The following is a 15,650-nucleotide window of genomic DNA, read 5'->3' as shown; positions in this document are numbered from 1 at the left end:
CGCGACCGCCGGATCGAGGAGGTCAGTGGCGGAACAACCGACTGAGTTCGACCAGCCAGGGTACCGCGACGGCCAACGTGGGAACCACGAGGATGGCGACCGAGCCGAGGTACGCGGCCGAGGCCACCCGGAAATCGCCGATCCGCCCGCTCAGCCGCTGGATGCGGATCAGTGTGCTCGGACCACCCGCGGCCAGCGCGCCCTGCGGCGCGGTCGACTTCGCGCACGCCACCAGTGCCCGTGCGAGCGGTTTGGGACCGGTGACCTTGACGGCGGAGTCGTCGGCGAGCAACTCGATGAGCAGCTTGACCGAGCCGAGCGCGGCCTTGCTGCGCACCACCCGCGGAAACGCCTCGTGCACCGCGGTGAACGCCTCGAGCACCAGATCGTGTCGGGCCCGCAGGTGCGAGCGCTCGTGGCTGACGATCGCCTTGACCTCGGAGTGGTCCAGGTTGGTCAGCGTGCCTTCGCTCAGCACCACCCGCTGGCGCAGGCCGGGCAGGCAGTAGGCGATCGGTTCGGTCGCGGCGAGGACGCGGATGTCGTGCGCGGGCCGGTGCGGACCGCTCTGGTCGAGCAGGTCGACCAGCATGCGGTGGCGCGCCCGGCGCCTGCGGGTGTGCACGCCGACGCGGATCACCGAGAAGATCAGCCGGGCGCCGATCAACAGGGTCAGCGCGAAGACGGTGACGTAGGCCAGCCACAGGGGCAGGCCCAGTGCGTCGATCTCGCGGGTGGGGGAGGTGGTGGGACGCCCGTCGGGCCCGGGCACCAACAGTTCGGCGGCGATGGCGAGGCCGGAACCGAAGGCGCTGAGCACGGCGGCGAGCGCGATGGCCTGCCACAACACCAGTGCCGCGCGCGGTGTCCGGTACGGCCAGGTCGCGCGGCTGAGCAGCGCAGGGGCGGGCCCCGCGAGAAGCAAGGCGAGACCGGCGAAGACCGGCGCGGTTGCGTTCATCGACTCAGCTCACTGCGTTGTGGGGCCTGGCGCTCACGGCTTTGTGAGGCCCGGGGGCCGTGCGGCCATCCCCGATACTACTTGGGCGGTGGTTGGTTGCCTTCGGATGCTTCGAGCTTAGCGAGTGCCTCGCGCAGCGCATCCGCTTCGTCACGTCCGACCTGCTCCACGAAATGCACCAGCGCGGCGGCGCGGCTGCCCGCGGCGTCGGCCTGTTGCAGCGCGTCCACCATCAGCGAGGCGACCAGTTCGTCGCGGGTGTGCACGGGCGCGTACCGATGCGCGCGGTCGTCGCGTCGCTGGACCACCAGATTCTTCTTGGCGAGTCGCTGCAACACGGTCATCACCGTGGTGTACGCGAGTTCGCGGCGCGCGGCCAGGGCTTCGTGCACCTGCCGGACGGTCTGCGGTTCATCGCTCGACCACAACTGGTCCATGACCGCTTTCTCGAGTTCACCGAGTCCTGCCATTCCCCAAGTTTACGGACCCAACGACACGAACGCGTACTACACCCTGTCGTAACTGTCCGGTAGCTGTGTGGTATTGGTCATACCTCGCGAACGGGATGGATCATTCCGCGGTCGCGCCGGGCAGCACGTGCCGAGCGCCGATCGGCACGATCATCGGCCTCCCGGAGACCGGATCCTCGAGCACCGAGGCGTCCAACCCGAAGACCTCTTTCAGCAGCGCGGCGGTGACGATGTCGCCTGGGGCGCCCTGCGCGACGATCCGTCCGGCGTGCATGACGACGAGCTGATCGCTGTACCGGATGGCCAGGTTCAGGTCGTGCAGCACCATCACCACGGTGCGGCCGAGATCGTCGTGCAGCCGGTCGACCAGATCGAGGACCTCGAGCGAATGCGCGAGATCCAGGTAGGTCGTCGGCTCGTCGAGCAACAGGATGTCGGTGCCCTGCGCCAGCGCCATGGAGATCCACGCGCGCTGGCGCTGGCCGCCGGAGAGCTCGTCGAGCGCGCGGTCGGCCAGGTCGGCGATGCCGGTTTGCTCGAGCGCGGTCATCACCTCCGTCTCGTCGGCGGCCGACCACTGCCGGATCCAGGACTGGTGCGGATGACGCCCACGCGCGACCAGGTCGGCGACCGTCAGCCCCTCCGGCGCGACCGGCGTCTGCGGAAGCATGCCGACGACGCGCGCGACGTCCTTGGTCTTCATCGAGGAAATCGCCTTGCCGTCCAACAGGATTCGGCCCCCGCGCGGCCGCAGCAACCGGCCGAGCGAGCGCAGCAGGGTGGATTTGCCGCAGCCGTTGGGGCCGATGACGGTGGTGATCACGCCGGGGGTGATGTCCAGGGTGAGCCTGTCGACGATGACGCGGTCGCCGTAGCCGAGGCTGATCTCTTCTGCGGCCAGCTGGTGCGCGGCGGCGGTGGTGGTGACGGTCATGACAGGGTCGCCTTCCGGTTCATACGCACGAGCAGGTACAGCAGGAACGGTCCGCCGAATCCGGCGGTCACGATGCCGACGGGAAGGTCCATCGGGAACAGCGTGCGCGCGGCCGCGTCCGCTCCGACCACCAGGATCGCACCGATCAGCGCCGAGCCGATCAACGGTTCTCCCGGCGTGCGCAGCAGTCGCCGCGCGATCTGCGGCCCGGCCAGCGCGACGAACGCGATCGGACCGGCGGCCGCGGTCGCCACCGAGGCGGCCACCACCGACGCGCCGATCAGGATGGCCTGCTGGCTCTGGATGCGCACGCCGAGCGACCTGGTGGTCTCGGTGCCGAGCCGCAGCGCGGCCAGCGTGCGCGCCGAACCCACCGCGACGAGCGCGACGATGGCAAGCGCCGCCGCCGCGGGCACGAACTGGTCCCGGTCGGCGCCGTTGAGCGATCCGGTCAGCCACAGCTGCGCGCGGGCGGCGTCCTGCCAGGTTCCGAGGGTGAGTACCCAGTTGATGCCCGCCATGAGCAGCGCGTTGACGCCGATGCCGATGAGCACGAGCCGCAGACCGGTCGCGCCGAATTCGCCTGTGGCGGTCCGGCCGAGCGCGAGCGTGTAGATCACGGCGGCGGTGAGCAATCCGCCGAGCAGCGCGGCCAGCGGCGCGCCGAGGGTGGCGGCGAACCCCGTCGTGGCGCCACCGGTGGCGACGAGCACCGACACCGCGCCGAGGCTGGCGCCCGTGGTGATGCCGAGCATGTCGGGGCTGGCGAGCGGGTTGTGCAGGATCGACTGGGTGATCGCGCCCGCGAGTCCGAGCGCCGCGCCGACGACGACGGCGGTGAGCGCGCGCGGCAGCCGCGAGTCGAGCACGATGTAGCGCTGCGACCGGCTGCCGCCGCCGGAGAGCACGTCGAGCACCCGTCCGATCGGAATGTGCGTGTCGCCCACGGCGATGTCCACGCAGAACAGGACGAATGTCAGGGCGGCGAGTGCCAGCACGATCGCGACCATCGCCGGTCGCAGCACCAGCGAGACCGGGCCGATCCGCAAGGCGGGCCGCACCCGGCGCAGGCCCGCCGAAACGGCTTGCGTATCCGTGGTTTTCACGTCGACGTTCACCGTGTCCTCCCGGCGGTCGCGGTGACGGAGCGTTCGAGCCTCACAGGTTCACCAGCTTTCGGCGGCGCACGAGCGCGATGAAGAAGGGCGCGCCGACGACTGCCAGCATCACACCGGCCTGGAGTTCGCCGGGCCGCGCGACGAGCCTGCCCGCGACATCGGCGACGAGCAACAGCAGCGCGCCGAGCAATCCCGAATAGGGGATGAGCCAACGGAAGTCGGGGCCGGTGAACATCCGCGCGGCGTGCGGGACGATGAGTCCGAGGAAGGCGATCGGCCCGACGGCCGCGGTCGCACCGCCGCAGAGCAGCACCACCGCGGTGAGCCCGAGGGCGCGGCTGCGGCCGACGTGCACGCCGAGCCCGCGCGCGACCTCGTCGCCGAGGGTGAGCAGATTGAGACCGGGCGCGGCAACGACCGCGAGCACCGAACCGAGCGCCAAGAACGGCAGCACCTGCCAGAACACCTGCGCGTCCCGCCCGGCGACCGCGCCGACCACCCAGAAGCGATAGGTGTCCAGCGCCGCGGGATCCAGCAGCACAATGGCATTCGTCATGGCCTGCAAGAACGCGGTGAGCGCGGCGCCGGCGAGCACCAGGCTGAGCGGGCTGGCCTTGCCCCCGCCGATGGACGAGAACCCGAAAACCGCCAGCCCCGTTAATAATGCGCCGGCGAACGCGAACCAGATGTACTGCTCGGCCATGGTGAAACCGAACAGGTACATGCTCAGCGCGGCGAGAAACGCCGCGCCGGAATTGAGTCCGAGCAGACTGGTGTCCGCCAGTGGGTTGCGGGTGTAGCCCTGGATCAGCGCGCCCGTGACGCCTAGCGCGATGCCGGTGAGCACCGCGAGCGCGGTACGCGGCAGTCGCAGCGACCGCACGATCTGGTCCTCGGCGGTCTGCGCCGGGCAGCTGAACGGACCGCCCTGACAGGTCAGCCCGTCGCGCACGGCGTCGTAGACGGTGCTGGGCGCAAGCGAGCGGGAACCGAGCGCGATGCTGGCCACCGCGGCCAGGAACAACAGCGCGAACAAGAGAACAAGGCCGGTCAGGCGACGCCGCCTCACGGTGCCAAGGAATGTCACGGCGACGTACTGCTCCTGACTCGTTGTGGTGCTGAACCGATGTTGTGCCCCGGGGTTGCCAGGTTGGGTAAGCCTAACCTATCTTCCGAACTCGACTCTATGAGGAGCCGATCCCGAGGAGGTTCGATGCTCGAGCCATTGACAACCCGCCAGGTGCGCGACGCCGAGGTGGCGTTCGGTCGTGCCTGCACCCGGCTGCGAGCCCTGCAGCCGGAGCATCCGCGCGTGTATGCCGTTGCCGCCATGGCCGATCAGGGCAAACGCCGGTGGTGGAAGCTGTCCGAAGGCCTGCGCGAGGGCCGCATCGAGCTGATGTACCGCCGCCACGCCGCCGAGATGATCAGCGCCGACACGGCCGCCGAAGTGGTCGCCACCGCGCTGATCCACGCGGTGATCGGGCGGGTGGCCGCGCTGCTCGTCGCCGAGGGCAAGGCGTGGGATCCCGGCCTGGAGAACCTCTGGGTGCACCACGACAACGACGGCGGCATCGACTGGGCGGGCCTGGAGGACATCACCATTCGCGCGATCGACGGCGAACGATCCGCCAAGGAGCCGGGTGTGGTGACGCTGCCCTGCGAGCGCGCGATGTTCGTCTGGCTCGCGCATCGCTGCGAACCCTCGCTGACCCTGATCCAGCACGGCCTCGCCCGTTGCTCCGGGCTGAGCGCGCGGCGATTCTGGTCGCTGGTCGGCGAATCCCTCGTCGGCGCGGCGACTTACGTGCCGGATCTGGCCCGCGTCGACGCCGAGGACGGCGCCCGGCGCGGACAGGGACTGCTGCTCGCGCTGGAGGAGCGCGGACTGCCGGTCCGCCGCGCCACCTGCCTGGTTCGCTGAGTTCACCCGCGTTCGCCGCGGAGGTGTTCTCCCGTCATCTGGGTTGGGTATTCTGCGCGCCGGTGAACCGCGGCCGATGCTGACGCGGCGCGTCGGTGTCCGGTGAGGCCTGATCGTCAGCGTGAGGAGAGGCGATGACCACGCAGCTGATGATCGTCGAGGACGACGACCGGGTACGGACCGCGTTGCGGCTGGCGATGGAGGACGAGGGCTACGACGTCGCCGAGGCCGAAGCCGCGGAGACCGCGCTGGACCACCTGCGCGACAACGGCGCACCGGACGTGATGATCATCGATCTGATGCTCGGCGGCATGGACGGCTTCACCTGTATCCGGGAGATCCGGCGCGAGCACCAGGTGCCGATCATCGTGGTCAGCGCCCGTGACGACACCCACGACGTGGTGGCCGCACTGGAGGCGGGCGCCGACGATTTCGTCACCAAGCCGTTCGAGGTCAAGGAGATCACCGCCCGCATGCGCGCGCTGCGCAGGCGCGCGGGCCTGACCGCCGAACGCGACGCGCCCCAGGACATCGTGCTGGACGGCGCTCGCCGCCTTGTGCTTTCACCGCAGCGCGGCACGGTCCGCTGCGGCGGGGACGACCTGCATCTCACCCTCACCGAATTCCGGCTGCTGTGCGAGCTGGCCGAGAACCCCGGCTTCGTGCTGAGCCGTCCTGTGCTGCTGGACCGGGTATGGGACCGTGGCTTCTTCGGTGACGAACGGATCGTCGACGTGCACCTTCGGCGGCTGCGCACCAAGATCGAGCGCGACCCGTCCGATCCTCGCCTCATCGTCACCGTGCGCGGCCTCGGCTATCGCCTCGATGTCCAGGACTGAGCGCCGCTGCGCGCTGGTCCCGCTGCGGAGTCTGCGCGGGCGCGTCGTCTTCGCCTTCGCGTCCAGCGCGAGCCTGGTCGCCCTCGTTCTCGTCGCGTCCGTCTTCATGATCGGCCGCGATTACATGGAATCCCAGCGCGTCCGGGCGGTGGAGCGGGGCGCGGAGGCGCACGCCGAGATGCTGCGCGCCCTGCTCGACGACCCCGGCGCGAGCGGCGCCACGGCACTGAGCGCGCTGAACCCGCCACCCGACACCGTGGTGCTGCTGCGGTGGAACTCCCAATGGTTCAGCACCGACCCGGATTTCGACGCCGATCCCGCGGTGGTGCTGCCGCAGGGCCATGGCAGGCGCGGTCCGGGACCTACCGAACGCGTCGTCCTGGACGGGCAGTCTTTCCTGCGGACCGGGGTCGTCCTCGGCGAAAAAGGCGGCGTGCTCTACGAATTCGCGCCGTTGACCGAGCTCGAGGCCACTCTGCGCATGCTGCGCAACCTGCTGATCGTCTGCGGCCTCGCCGCGGTCGCGATCGGCGCGGCGCTCGGTGTGTGGGCAAGCCATCACGCGCTGAAGCCGCTGCGTCAAGTGGCCAGGACCGCGGCCCGAATCGCGGCGGGCGAGCACGAGATTCGCTTGCCGAGCTCGCGCGACCGGGACCTCTCGACCACGGTGGACGCGTTCAACGCCATGGTCGACGCGCTACAGCGGCGCATCGAGCGGGAACGCAGGCTGGTCTCCGACATCGGCCACGAGCTTCGCACCCCGCTGACCACGCTGACCACCGGCGTCGCCGTGATGAACAGGCACACCGAGGAACTGCCCGAGCGGCCGCGTCAGGCGCTGGGCCTGGTGAACGCCGAACTCGACCACCTGCGCCGCCTGCTGGAGGATCTGCTCGCGCTGGCCAGGGCGGAGGCGGGCATCCACCGCTCGGATCTGGAGCCGCTCTCGCTCGGCGAGCTGCTGTCCAACACCCTCGCGGCGCGCAACTACGACACCGCGCTGCTGCACGTCGAGGCGGACGTCGTCGTCGAGGGACGCAAGATCGAGCTGGAGCGCGCGGTGGCGAACCTGCTGGAGAACGCCGACCGGCACGGGGACGGCGTCGTCGGGGTGCGGGTCGGCAGGGAAGGGGAGCGTGCCGTGCTCGCCGTCGACGACGCGGGCCCCGGCGTCCCGGAACCCGACCGCGAGCGCATCTTCGAGCGCTTCGCGACGGTACGCACGAGCAGGCGCTCCACGGCGGGCACCGGCATCGGGCTGGCCCTCGTCGCGGAGACGGTGGCCGCGCACCGCGGCGCCATCGCGTGCGTCGAACGGCCAGGGGGCGGTGCGCGTTTCGTCGTGGTCCTGCCGGCGGTCACAGGTTCGTCATGAGATCGCAAACTGAACGATCGAATCGTCGCAATGAAGGCCGGTCACCATGATCACCGTGAGGCAACCCCGGTCGTGGAGTCGTGCGCGGTTCCCGCGGCCGCGGTGCTGCGCACCCAACCGGACACCGGAATCCCCGGCCGGACACCGTTGTTCGTCACGGAGGAGGACGCTGTGCCTCGGCGGATCGATCGCCCGATGAGCCGAGCGCGCGACCGACGAACCAGGCGGTCCGCCCCCGGAGGTTCCGGTGCCCCAAGGAATGTGCGCGTGCGCCGAGCGGGGTCATGACGGCCGACGAATCCGCGGACGAGGTCCGCGTGCGGCTGCGTTTCCCCGACGGGGGAGCCGTCCTCGAATATCGCGCCGCCGCGGCCGTCGCGCGGAGGTTGTCCGTCGAACTGGGCCGCTACGGGGTGAGTGTCACCGTCGACGATCAGGTGCACGCGGAGCTGGCCGCGCTGCCCAACACCGAACTCTGGTCGCGCTGAGCGCCTTTCGGCCGCCCGAGCGAAATTCGTGTCGGAACGTCCGGCGGCCAGGGTGTCTCGACGGAGAAACGACCGGGGCCCGGCGTGGTGACGCCGGGCCCCGATGACGTTCGTGGCGAGGTCAGCCGATGCTGAAGGGCCTGCCCCACAGCGTGATCACCGACATCACGTTGGTGGTCTCGACCTTCACCTTGACGAACGAGCGCGCCTGCGCGTAACCGCCGCAGCCGGACAGGCCGATGGTGGTGTCGGCCCAGGTGACGCTGCCGCTGGTGCCCTTGAACTTGTTGCGCTTCTCGTGCGACTCGTTGCCGAAGTCGTCGGCCTCCTCGATGTCGAGGACGTAGAACGACTTGGCCTGGCCGGGGCCGAGCGACAGCTCGCCGCCGCTTTCGGCGCCGACGTTCGGCTCCACCTGGTCCCCGCTCCAGTCCAGTTCGCCGCTGACGCCGCCTTCGACGCCGCCGCCGTCGATGTTGACCTGGCAGCCGACGACGTAGCCCGGATAGATCTTGCCGCCCTTGGCATTCGGGCCGGACAGCTCGACCTGCGCGCTGGCCGACACCCAGGCGTTGCGGTGCACCGGGGTCGAACCGAGCGACGGGCTGATGGTGGCGGACTCGCCGACCAGGCGCACCGTGACGACGGTGCCGTCGGTCAGGGTCTTGGTGATCTCGCCGCCGGGCAGCGGGACGAAGGTGTCGGCGTGCGCGGCGCCGGTGGAGAACAGGCCCACCGCGACGGTGGCCGCGGCGCCGAGCCCCGCCACCCGTGCGATGCTCTTGCGATCGATCATGTCGTGTTGCCCCTCGAGGGTTGAAGTCGCTTCAGCGCGAGTGTGTTTCGTGGACCACTGCTGCCGACGTCAGCCGATGCTGAACGGCGCGCCGTAGAGAGTGGTCTTGGAGTAGTGGTCGCCGATGATCTCGACGACGGTGTAGGCGCGCGCCTGGGCGTAGCCCGCGCAGCCCTGGATCTCGATCTCCACGTCCTGGTACTCGACCGAGTACACGCCCGGCTTCAGGATGTCCTTGTAATCGATCTGGACGAACTTCACCTGGCCGGGGCCGAGCTCGAGGCCGATCGAGCCGCCGATGCTGCCGCCGCTCAGATCGATGCCGCCGGAGACGCCCGCGCTGATCGCGTCGTCGCCGATGCTCACCTGGCAGCCGACGATGTAGCCGGTGTTCAGCTGGGAGGCGCCGTGCGTCGAGGAGTTGTTGGTGCCCGCTCCGTTGGCGGGGCCGTTGTTGGGGCCGACCTCGCCCTCCGGGGTGACCGTGACGTCGGCGACGACGGTGCCCGAGACCCAGGCGACCCGGCCCGCGCCGTTGGCGGCCAGCGAGGGCGAGATCACCGCCCGCTCACCGGTCCTGGCGATCGTGACGCCAGGTCCGACCCGCTCCCCGTTCGGCAGTGGCACAAAGGTGTCCGCGTCGGCCGCGCCGGTGGAGAGCAGGCCCATGGCAACGGCCGCGGCGGCGCCGACGCCCGCGACGCGGCCGCCGCTTCGCAGACCGCTGGAGCGATTCATGCTCATACTTCCCCTCATCAGGTTGGAACGTTGCGCCTCGCGGGTGGAGGCGGAAAGCCTCCGCGAGGCGCACCCGAGCTTGATCAATCGCGTTGTCCACCCGATGAACCGCCGTCGCCCGCGTCGATGAACGCTCCGGGACGGTCGTGTGTCCAGTTCTTTGCGATCGTGTGTCGACGGCCGACACGAACTCGACATGTGCTGTCGCGGTGCGAGGTTCGGGTGCGCGGAAGCGAGAACGACGGCGTCGGAAATAAGAGCGGCGGGCCCCACGTGGTGACGTGGAGCCCGCCGCGGCAGTGGATCGGGGTCACCGCAGCCCTCGGGACTCTCTCGATCCGGACGCCGAGATGAGTATAGGTCAGGCTTACCTAACTTGGCAACAAAGCGTTGTCGGCCGCGCGGCGTGTGACATTTTTCGCCGCCCGGGACCCTGGCGTGTCGCGCCGGAGCGGTCCTACTCTGTCGCCCGACACGAACCGCGAGATCCCCTGACCCAAAGGGATTTTCGTCGCAAACCGTACAGACCGGCGCGTCGACCACCGCCGAGTACCGGCCCGTTCGGGGCACGTGTCGGGACACCGTGTGCCGATGCCGAGGAGCCGTATCCGCTTTGTCCGTTTACCGTTCGTTTCGTTCGCGCCCCCTCGCCGCTCTGCTGGCCGTGACCGCCGTGTTCGCCGCGATCTCGTGCGGCGCCCAACAGCCGAGCCTGCGCAACCACGTCGACAGTCCGCCCGCGCACGTCCCCGCGCACTGGGATTACGACGCCGAGGGGCCCGACCACTGGGCCGACCTGGACCGCGACTTCCTGACCTGCCGCAGCGGCCACGAGCAGTCGCCGGTCGACCTGTCCGGATCCGCCCGGCTCGATCCCGCCGACCACATCGACGTCGACTACCGGCCGATCCCGGGTGTCCGGCTGATCAACAACGGCCACACCGTCCAGGCCGAGGTGCCCGCAGGCAGCGGCAACCGCATCCTCGTCGCGGGCGAACCCTACGAACTGCTCCAGTTCCACTTCCATCTGCCCGGCGAGCACACCATCGACGGGCACGGCGCCGCGATGGAGTTGCACCTGGTGCACAAGAACGCCGCGGGCGCAGTCGCCGTGCTCGGTGTATTGATGGAGGCCGGTCAGGGCCCCTCGGTGTTCGGACCGCTGCTGGCCGCCGCGCCGAGAACCGCCGACGCGGCGGTCTCTTTCGAAGGACCGCTGGATCCGTCGGCGTTCCTGCCCGCCGCGCGTGATCAGTTCCGTTACCGGGGTTCCCTGACGACGCCGCCGTGCAGCGAGGGCGTGTCCTGGACGGTGTTGAGCGCGCCGGTGGCGGTCGCGCCCGAGGACGTCGAGCTCTACCACTCGCTGTTCGCGCACAGCAACCGGCCGATCCAACCGCTCAACGGCCGGACCGTCACCCTGGCCGGTAACTGAACCCGCCGCGTTCGACCGCTTCGTGTGGTGTAAAGCTGGTTTCATGACGCAACAGGAGATCGGGGCCGTTCGTTCGCTGGCCGATGTCACGCCGGAGCTGATGAACAAGGCCAGCGAGGGCACCTTCGCGGACCTGATCGGTCTGCGCTACACCGAGCTGCGGCCGGACCGGGTGCGCGGCGAGTGGGTCGTCAAGCCGCACCTCTACCAGCCCGCGGGGATCCAGAACGGCGGCGTGTACTGCACCGTCATCGAGACGCTCGCCAGCATCGGCGGCGGCGTCTGGTACGGCGAGCGCGGCACCGTCGTCGGCGTGAACAACAACACCGACTTCCTGCGCGCCGTGCGCGAGGGCACCCTCTACGGCGAGGCGACCCCGCTGCACCAGGGCCGCACCCAGCAGTTGTGGCAGGTGGTGATCACCGACGAGGAGCAGCGGGTGGTGGCCCGCGGCCAGGTCCGGCTGCAGAACCTGCCCAAGCGCGACTGACCCGAGCACCGGCTCCGCGCCGTCGACCGGCGCGACGGGAACGGGCGTGCCAGAATGACCGTCACCCGTCCGCCGACCGGTGAGGAGTCCGGATGCGACTGTCGCCGCACGAGCAGGAGCGCCTGCTGCTGAGCTACGCCGCCGAACTGGCCAGGCGCAGACAGGCTCGCGGACTGAAGCTCAATCATCCCGAGGCGGTCGCCCTCATCACCGATCACGTGCTCGAAGGCGCGCGCGACGGGCGTACCGTCGCCGAGCTGATGTCGTCGGGGCGCACGGTGCTGTCGCGCGACGAGGTGATGACGGGCGTGCCCGAGATGATCCACGACGTCCAGGTGGAGGCGACCTTCCCGGACGGCACCAAACTCGTCACGGTCCACCACCCGATCGCCTAGGACGGACCACGTGATTCCTGGCGAATACTTCTGCGCCGAAGGCGTGATCGAGCTCAACGCGGGCCGCGACCGCATCGAGCTGGATGTCGTGAACACCGGTGACCGTCCCGTCCAGGTCGGCAGCCACGTGCACTTCCCGCAGGCCAACCCCGCGCTCGACTTCGATCGCGCCGCCGCGCACGGCCATCGGCTCGACATACCAGCGGGCACCGCGGTGCGATTCGAACCCGGTCTCGGCCAACGAGTTTCGCTGGTCCCGCTGGGCGGGACGCGGCAGGTGCACGGCATCAGCCTGACGCCGCCCGGCTCGCTGGACGCGCGACGGACCACAGAGGGGGAGCCGTGACCGAACTGAGCAGGGCCCGCTACGCCGAACTGTTCGGGCCGACCGTGGGCGACCGCATCCGCCTGGCCGACACCGATCTGCTGATCGAGATCACCGAGGATCGCTGCGGCGGACCGGGTCTCGCGGGCGACGAGGCGGTCTTCGGGGGCGGGAAAGTGCTGCGCGAGTCCATGGGCCAGTCCCGTGCCACTCGCGCCGAGGGCGCGCCGGACACCGTCGTCACCGGGGCGGTGATCATCGACCACTGGGGAATCGTCAAGGCCGACATCGGCATTCGCGACGGCCGCATCTGCGGCATCGGTAAGGCGGGCAACCCCGAGACCATGTCGGGCGTGCACCCGGCCCTCGTGGTCGGCCCGTCCACCGAGATCATCGCGGGCAACGGCCGCATCGTCACCGCGGGCGCCATCGACTGCCACGTGCACTTCATCTGCCCGCAACTGATGGAAGAGGCGCTCGGCGGCGGGATCACCACCCTCGTCGGCGGCGGCACCGGCCCCGCGGAGGGTTCCAAGGCGACCACCGTCACCCCGGGCGCCTGGCACCTGGCCAGGATGCTGGAGGCCACCGATCACTGGCCGCTGAACATCGTGCTGCTCGGCAAGGGCAACACCGTCAGCGAAGAGGCCATGTGGGAGCAATTGCGCGCCGGCGCAGCGGGTTTCAAGCTGCACGAGGACTGGGGCTCGACACCGGCGGCGATCGACGCCTGCCTGCGGGTCGCGGACGCCTCCGGCGTGCAGGTCGCCCTGCACTCGGACACGTTGAACGAGGCGGGTTTCGTCGAGGACACCCTCGCCGCGATCGCCGGACGCGGCATCCACGCCTATCACACCGAGGGGGCGGGCGGCGGCCACGCGCCCGACATCATCACCGTCGCCTCCCATCCCAACGTGCTGCCGAGCTCGACGAATCCCACCCGGCCGCACACGATCAACACCCTCGACGAGCACTTGGACATGCTCATGGTCTGCCACCACTTGAGCCCGTCCATTCCGGAGGATCTCGCGTTCGCGGAGAGCCGGATTCGCCCGTCCACCATCGCCGCCGAGGATCTGCTGCACGATCTCGGCGCCATCTCCATGATCGGCAGCGATTCGCAGGCGATGGGCCGGATCGGCGAGGTGGTGTTGCGCACCTGGCAGACAGCGCACGTGATGAAGCGCCGCCGCGGCTCGCTGCCCGGCGACGGCGCCGCCGACAACGCCAGGGTGCGCCGCTACGTCGCCAAATACACCATCTGCCCCGCCGTCGCGCACGGCTTGGACGACGAGATCGGCTCGGTGGAGGTCGGTAAACTCGCCGACCTCGTGCTGTGGGACCCGGCGTTCTTCGGCGTTCGCCCGCACGCCGTGCTCAAGGGCGGCGCGATAGCGTGGGCGGCCATGGGCGACGCCAACGCCTCCATTCCCACCCCGCAACCGGTGCTGCCGCGCCCGATGTTCGGCGCGGCCGCACCGGTCGCGGCGGCGACCTCGCTGCACTTCGTCTCCGAGCAGGCCGTCGAGTCCAGACTCGCGGATCGTCTCGCGGTGCGCCGAAAGCTGGTGCCCGTCAAGAACGTTCGCCGTCTGACGAAGTGCGACATGCCGCTCAACGACGCCCTGCCGCGCATCGAAGTGGAGCCGGACACCTTCACCGTCCGTATCGACGGCGAGGTGTGGGCCGAGCAGCCCGCGACGGAACTGCCCATGGCCCAACGGTATTTCCTCTTCTGAGCGACGTCCGGCGTAGCTCAGGCGCCGAACGACATGATCGCGAACGCGGCGCCCGCCGGGTCGGCGAGTGCGGCGACGCGCGAGGGCCCCGGCATGTCCTCCGGTTCGGCGAGCAGCTTGCCGCCGAGTTCGGCGGCGCGGGCGACGACGGCGTCCACATCGGCGACGCGGATGGTCGTCGACCAGGAGGGCGCGGGTTCACCCGGCTGGGCGTGGTGGGCGCCGCCGAACTCGTGCCCGCCGGAACCGGGAGAGAGCGCCTGGTAGGGGTTTTCGGTCGCGGTCTCCCACGCGGCGTTGGTGTGCTTCCAACCGAGAACCTTCGCGTAGTGCGCCATGGCGTCGGCGGGGGCGCCGGGCGCGGCGTACTCCACCCAGCACGGGCCGTTGACGCCGCCCCAGTTCTGGGTGCCGGGATGCGTGATCAGCTGGGCGACCGCGTAATCCGCGCCTGCCGGATCGGTGAGCACCGCGAAGGTCAGCCGACCGAAGACGTCCATCGGTTCGCAGAAGACGGACGCGCCCGCGTCCCGCGCCGCGGCGACGGTGGCGGCGGCGTCGGCCACCGAGAAATACGGCGTCCAGGCCGCCGGGAAGGTGCTGCCGTCCGGCGCGGCGGCCGGAGCGATGCCCGCGACTTGGGCGTCGCCCTGGCGCAGGATGGTGTAATGGCCCGCCTCGGCGCCCTGATCCTCGGCGGTCCAGCCGAACAGCGCGGTGTAGAACTCGGCCGAGGCCGGGATGTCCGGGGCCGTGACATCGAACCAGCACGGTGCGCCCGCGGCGAATGCTGCTTGCATGGTGATCTCCTCGACGTGTCGTTGTCGTACACCGATACCGACGGCGTTCGGCTCGGAAACTCATCGCGCCCCCTGGCCGCGCGCGACGCGCGGCTCGGATAAGGTGCTGCGAGCACACTCCGGGGGCGGATCTCGTTCGCGCTCGGGCCGACATGGTTGTCACTGCGTGGAAGGGGACGCGAGTGCTGAGCGATCCGAATCAGGCCGCCGACGAGATGGCCCGCTGGGCCGAGAATCTGCAACGTACGGCGCAGAAGTACCAAGACCTGCAGGGCCGGATGGAGGCCATGGCGGTGACGGAGAGTTCGGCCGACAACCGGATCAGCGTGACGGTCGACGCCAACGGCGTCACCACCGGCATCACGCTCGCCGCGGCTACTCGCGGCATGGATCCCGCCGCCGTCGCGGCCGAACTCATGGCCTGCACCCGCCGCGCCCAGGCTCGGCTGCGCGACCAGGTCACCGATCTCGTGCACAGCGTGGTCGGTGACGACGCCGCGGGGCAGGCCATTGTCGGCCAATACGCCGAGCGCTTCCCCGATCCGGCGCCCACCGCCCCGCCCGCCCCGCCGGAGCCGGTCTACACCCCGCCCACCGCCTACACCCCGCCCCCGCCGCCGCAGCCACCGCAGGGCGCGCGCAAGCCCGACCGCGACCGGACCGTCACGCCGGACGAGCCGGACGAGGACGACCTGTACTACCGCCGCAAGTCCTGGCTGGAGTGAGCTTGCCGCGCCTTCGGACGGAACCGAAAGCGTACTGGCCGCGTCATAGTCGGTAGGCCGTCGCCTGCGGCCGATACGCACACGGCGAGTGGAGGACT

The 15,650-nt window shown here is 70.2% G+C and carries 18 protein-coding genes; 10 read left to right on the top strand and 8 right to left on the bottom strand.

All coding sequences use genetic code 11. The features are described from left to right. Positions 1-22 precede the first annotated feature (22 nt). The 5 genes from FB390_RS25275 to FB390_RS25255 form a co-directional block, all read right to left on the bottom strand. The gene (locus FB390_RS25275) at positions 23-961 is read right to left on the bottom strand and encodes a M56 family metallopeptidase (protein ID WP_141811187.1); all 939 of its coding nucleotides are present in this window, start codon (positions 959-961) and stop codon (positions 23-25) included. Positions 962-1,038: 77 nt separating this feature from the next. Continuing rightward, positions 1,039-1,431, bottom strand: a complete 393-nt coding sequence (locus FB390_RS25270; protein WP_067778283.1) for a BlaI/MecI/CopY family transcriptional regulator — start codon at positions 1,429-1,431, stop codon at positions 1,039-1,041. Positions 1,432-1,531: 100 nt separating this feature from the next. After that, positions 1,532-2,365 (bottom strand): ABC transporter ATP-binding protein, encoded by an 834-nt coding sequence (locus tag FB390_RS25265; protein ID WP_141811186.1) that lies wholly within the window; start codon positions 2,363-2,365, stop codon positions 1,532-1,534. Continuing rightward, positions 2,362-3,483: a FecCD family ABC transporter permease gene (locus FB390_RS25260; protein ID WP_425465885.1), complete on the bottom strand. Its 1,122-nt coding sequence runs from the start codon at positions 3,481-3,483 to the stop codon at positions 2,362-2,364. Before FB390_RS25260 ends, FB390_RS25265 begins: the two co-directional genes overlap by 4 nt. Positions 3,484-3,523: 40 nt before the next feature. Further along, complete coding sequence (locus FB390_RS25255; RefSeq protein WP_425465884.1) at positions 3,524-4,552, bottom strand: FecCD family ABC transporter permease; 1,029 nt, start codon at positions 4,550-4,552, stop codon at positions 3,524-3,526. Between the two features lie 144 nt (positions 4,553-4,696). Between FB390_RS25255 and FB390_RS25250 the strand changes: the two genes are divergently transcribed. From FB390_RS25250 to FB390_RS25235, 4 genes are all read left to right on the top strand, one after another. After that, positions 4,697-5,407 (top strand): hypothetical protein, encoded by a 711-nt coding sequence (locus FB390_RS25250; RefSeq protein ID WP_141811184.1) that lies wholly within the window; start codon positions 4,697-4,699, stop codon positions 5,405-5,407. Positions 5,408-5,541: 134 nt separating this feature from the next. Next, a complete protein-coding gene (locus FB390_RS25245) occupies positions 5,542-6,246 on the top strand; it encodes a response regulator transcription factor (protein ID WP_141811183.1) in 705 nt (234 codons plus the stop codon). Beyond that, positions 6,233-7,621 (top strand): sensor histidine kinase, encoded by a 1,389-nt coding sequence (locus tag FB390_RS25240; protein WP_141811182.1) that lies wholly within the window; start codon positions 6,233-6,235, stop codon positions 7,619-7,621. The genes FB390_RS25245 and FB390_RS25240 overlap by 14 nt, the downstream gene beginning before the upstream one ends. Positions 7,622-7,905: 284 nt before the next feature. Continuing rightward, positions 7,906-8,109 carry a hypothetical protein gene (locus FB390_RS25235; protein ID WP_097243529.1) on the top strand — a complete coding sequence of 68 codons (204 nt, stop codon included), beginning with the start codon at positions 7,906-7,908 and terminating at the stop codon, positions 8,107-8,109. A gap of 121 nt (positions 8,110-8,230) precedes the next feature. Here FB390_RS25235 and FB390_RS25230 read toward each other — a convergent pair whose 3' ends face one another. Both FB390_RS25230 and FB390_RS25225 read right to left on the bottom strand, forming a co-directional pair. Continuing rightward, the gene (locus FB390_RS25230; RefSeq protein WP_141811181.1) at positions 8,231-8,905 is read right to left on the bottom strand and encodes an MspA family porin; all 675 of its coding nucleotides are present in this window, start codon (positions 8,903-8,905) and stop codon (positions 8,231-8,233) included. A 69-nt stretch (positions 8,906-8,974) separates the two neighbouring features. Continuing rightward, on the bottom strand, positions 8,975-9,649 hold the full coding sequence (locus FB390_RS25225) for an MspA family porin (protein ID WP_067778275.1): 675 nt from the start codon (positions 9,647-9,649) through the stop codon (positions 8,975-8,977). Positions 9,650-10,256: 607 nt separating this feature from the next. Between FB390_RS25225 and FB390_RS25220 the strand changes: the two genes are divergently transcribed. The 5 genes from FB390_RS25220 to FB390_RS25200 all read left to right on the top strand — a co-directional run bounded on the left by FB390_RS25220 (position 10,257) and on the right by FB390_RS25200 (position 14,027). Next, positions 10,257-11,078: a carbonic anhydrase gene (locus tag FB390_RS25220; protein WP_246124205.1), complete on the top strand. Its 822-nt coding sequence runs from the start codon at positions 10,257-10,259 to the stop codon at positions 11,076-11,078. A gap of 100 nt (positions 11,079-11,178) precedes the next feature. Next, complete coding sequence (locus FB390_RS25215; protein WP_425465920.1) at positions 11,179-11,568, top strand: PaaI family thioesterase; 390 nt, start codon at positions 11,179-11,181, stop codon at positions 11,566-11,568. Between the two features lie 92 nt (positions 11,569-11,660). Then, positions 11,661-11,963: an urease subunit gamma gene (locus tag FB390_RS25210; protein WP_141811179.1), complete on the top strand. Its 303-nt coding sequence runs from the start codon at positions 11,661-11,663 to the stop codon at positions 11,961-11,963. Positions 11,964-11,973: 10 nt separating this feature from the next. Then, the gene (locus tag FB390_RS25205; protein ID WP_141811178.1) at positions 11,974-12,309 is read left to right on the top strand and encodes an urease subunit beta; all 336 of its coding nucleotides are present in this window, start codon (positions 11,974-11,976) and stop codon (positions 12,307-12,309) included. Next, a complete protein-coding gene (locus FB390_RS25200) occupies positions 12,306-14,027 on the top strand; it encodes an urease subunit alpha (RefSeq protein ID WP_141811177.1) in 1,722 nt (573 codons plus the stop codon). The genes FB390_RS25205 and FB390_RS25200 overlap by 4 nt, the downstream gene beginning before the upstream one ends. 17 nt (positions 14,028-14,044) lie before the next feature. Here the strand turns inward: FB390_RS25200 and FB390_RS25195 are convergent, their stop codons facing one another. Then, positions 14,045-14,827: a VOC family protein gene (locus FB390_RS25195; RefSeq protein WP_141811176.1), complete on the bottom strand. Its 783-nt coding sequence runs from the start codon at positions 14,825-14,827 to the stop codon at positions 14,045-14,047. A gap of 182 nt (positions 14,828-15,009) precedes the next feature. Here FB390_RS25195 and FB390_RS25190 point away from each other — a divergent pair, with 182 nt between their 5' ends. Further along, positions 15,010-15,552 carry a YbaB/EbfC family nucleoid-associated protein gene (locus tag FB390_RS25190; protein ID WP_185757164.1) on the top strand — a complete coding sequence of 181 codons (543 nt, stop codon included), beginning with the start codon at positions 15,010-15,012 and terminating at the stop codon, positions 15,550-15,552. Positions 15,553-15,650 lie beyond the last annotated feature (98 nt).

This window comes from Nocardia bhagyanarayanae (assembly GCF_006716565.1).
GTDB lineage: Bacteria > Actinomycetota > Actinomycetes > Mycobacteriales > Mycobacteriaceae > Nocardia > Nocardia bhagyanarayanae.
The sequence above is the reverse complement of the archived record's forward strand: the minus strand, read 5'-3'. Positions and strand labels throughout refer to the sequence as shown.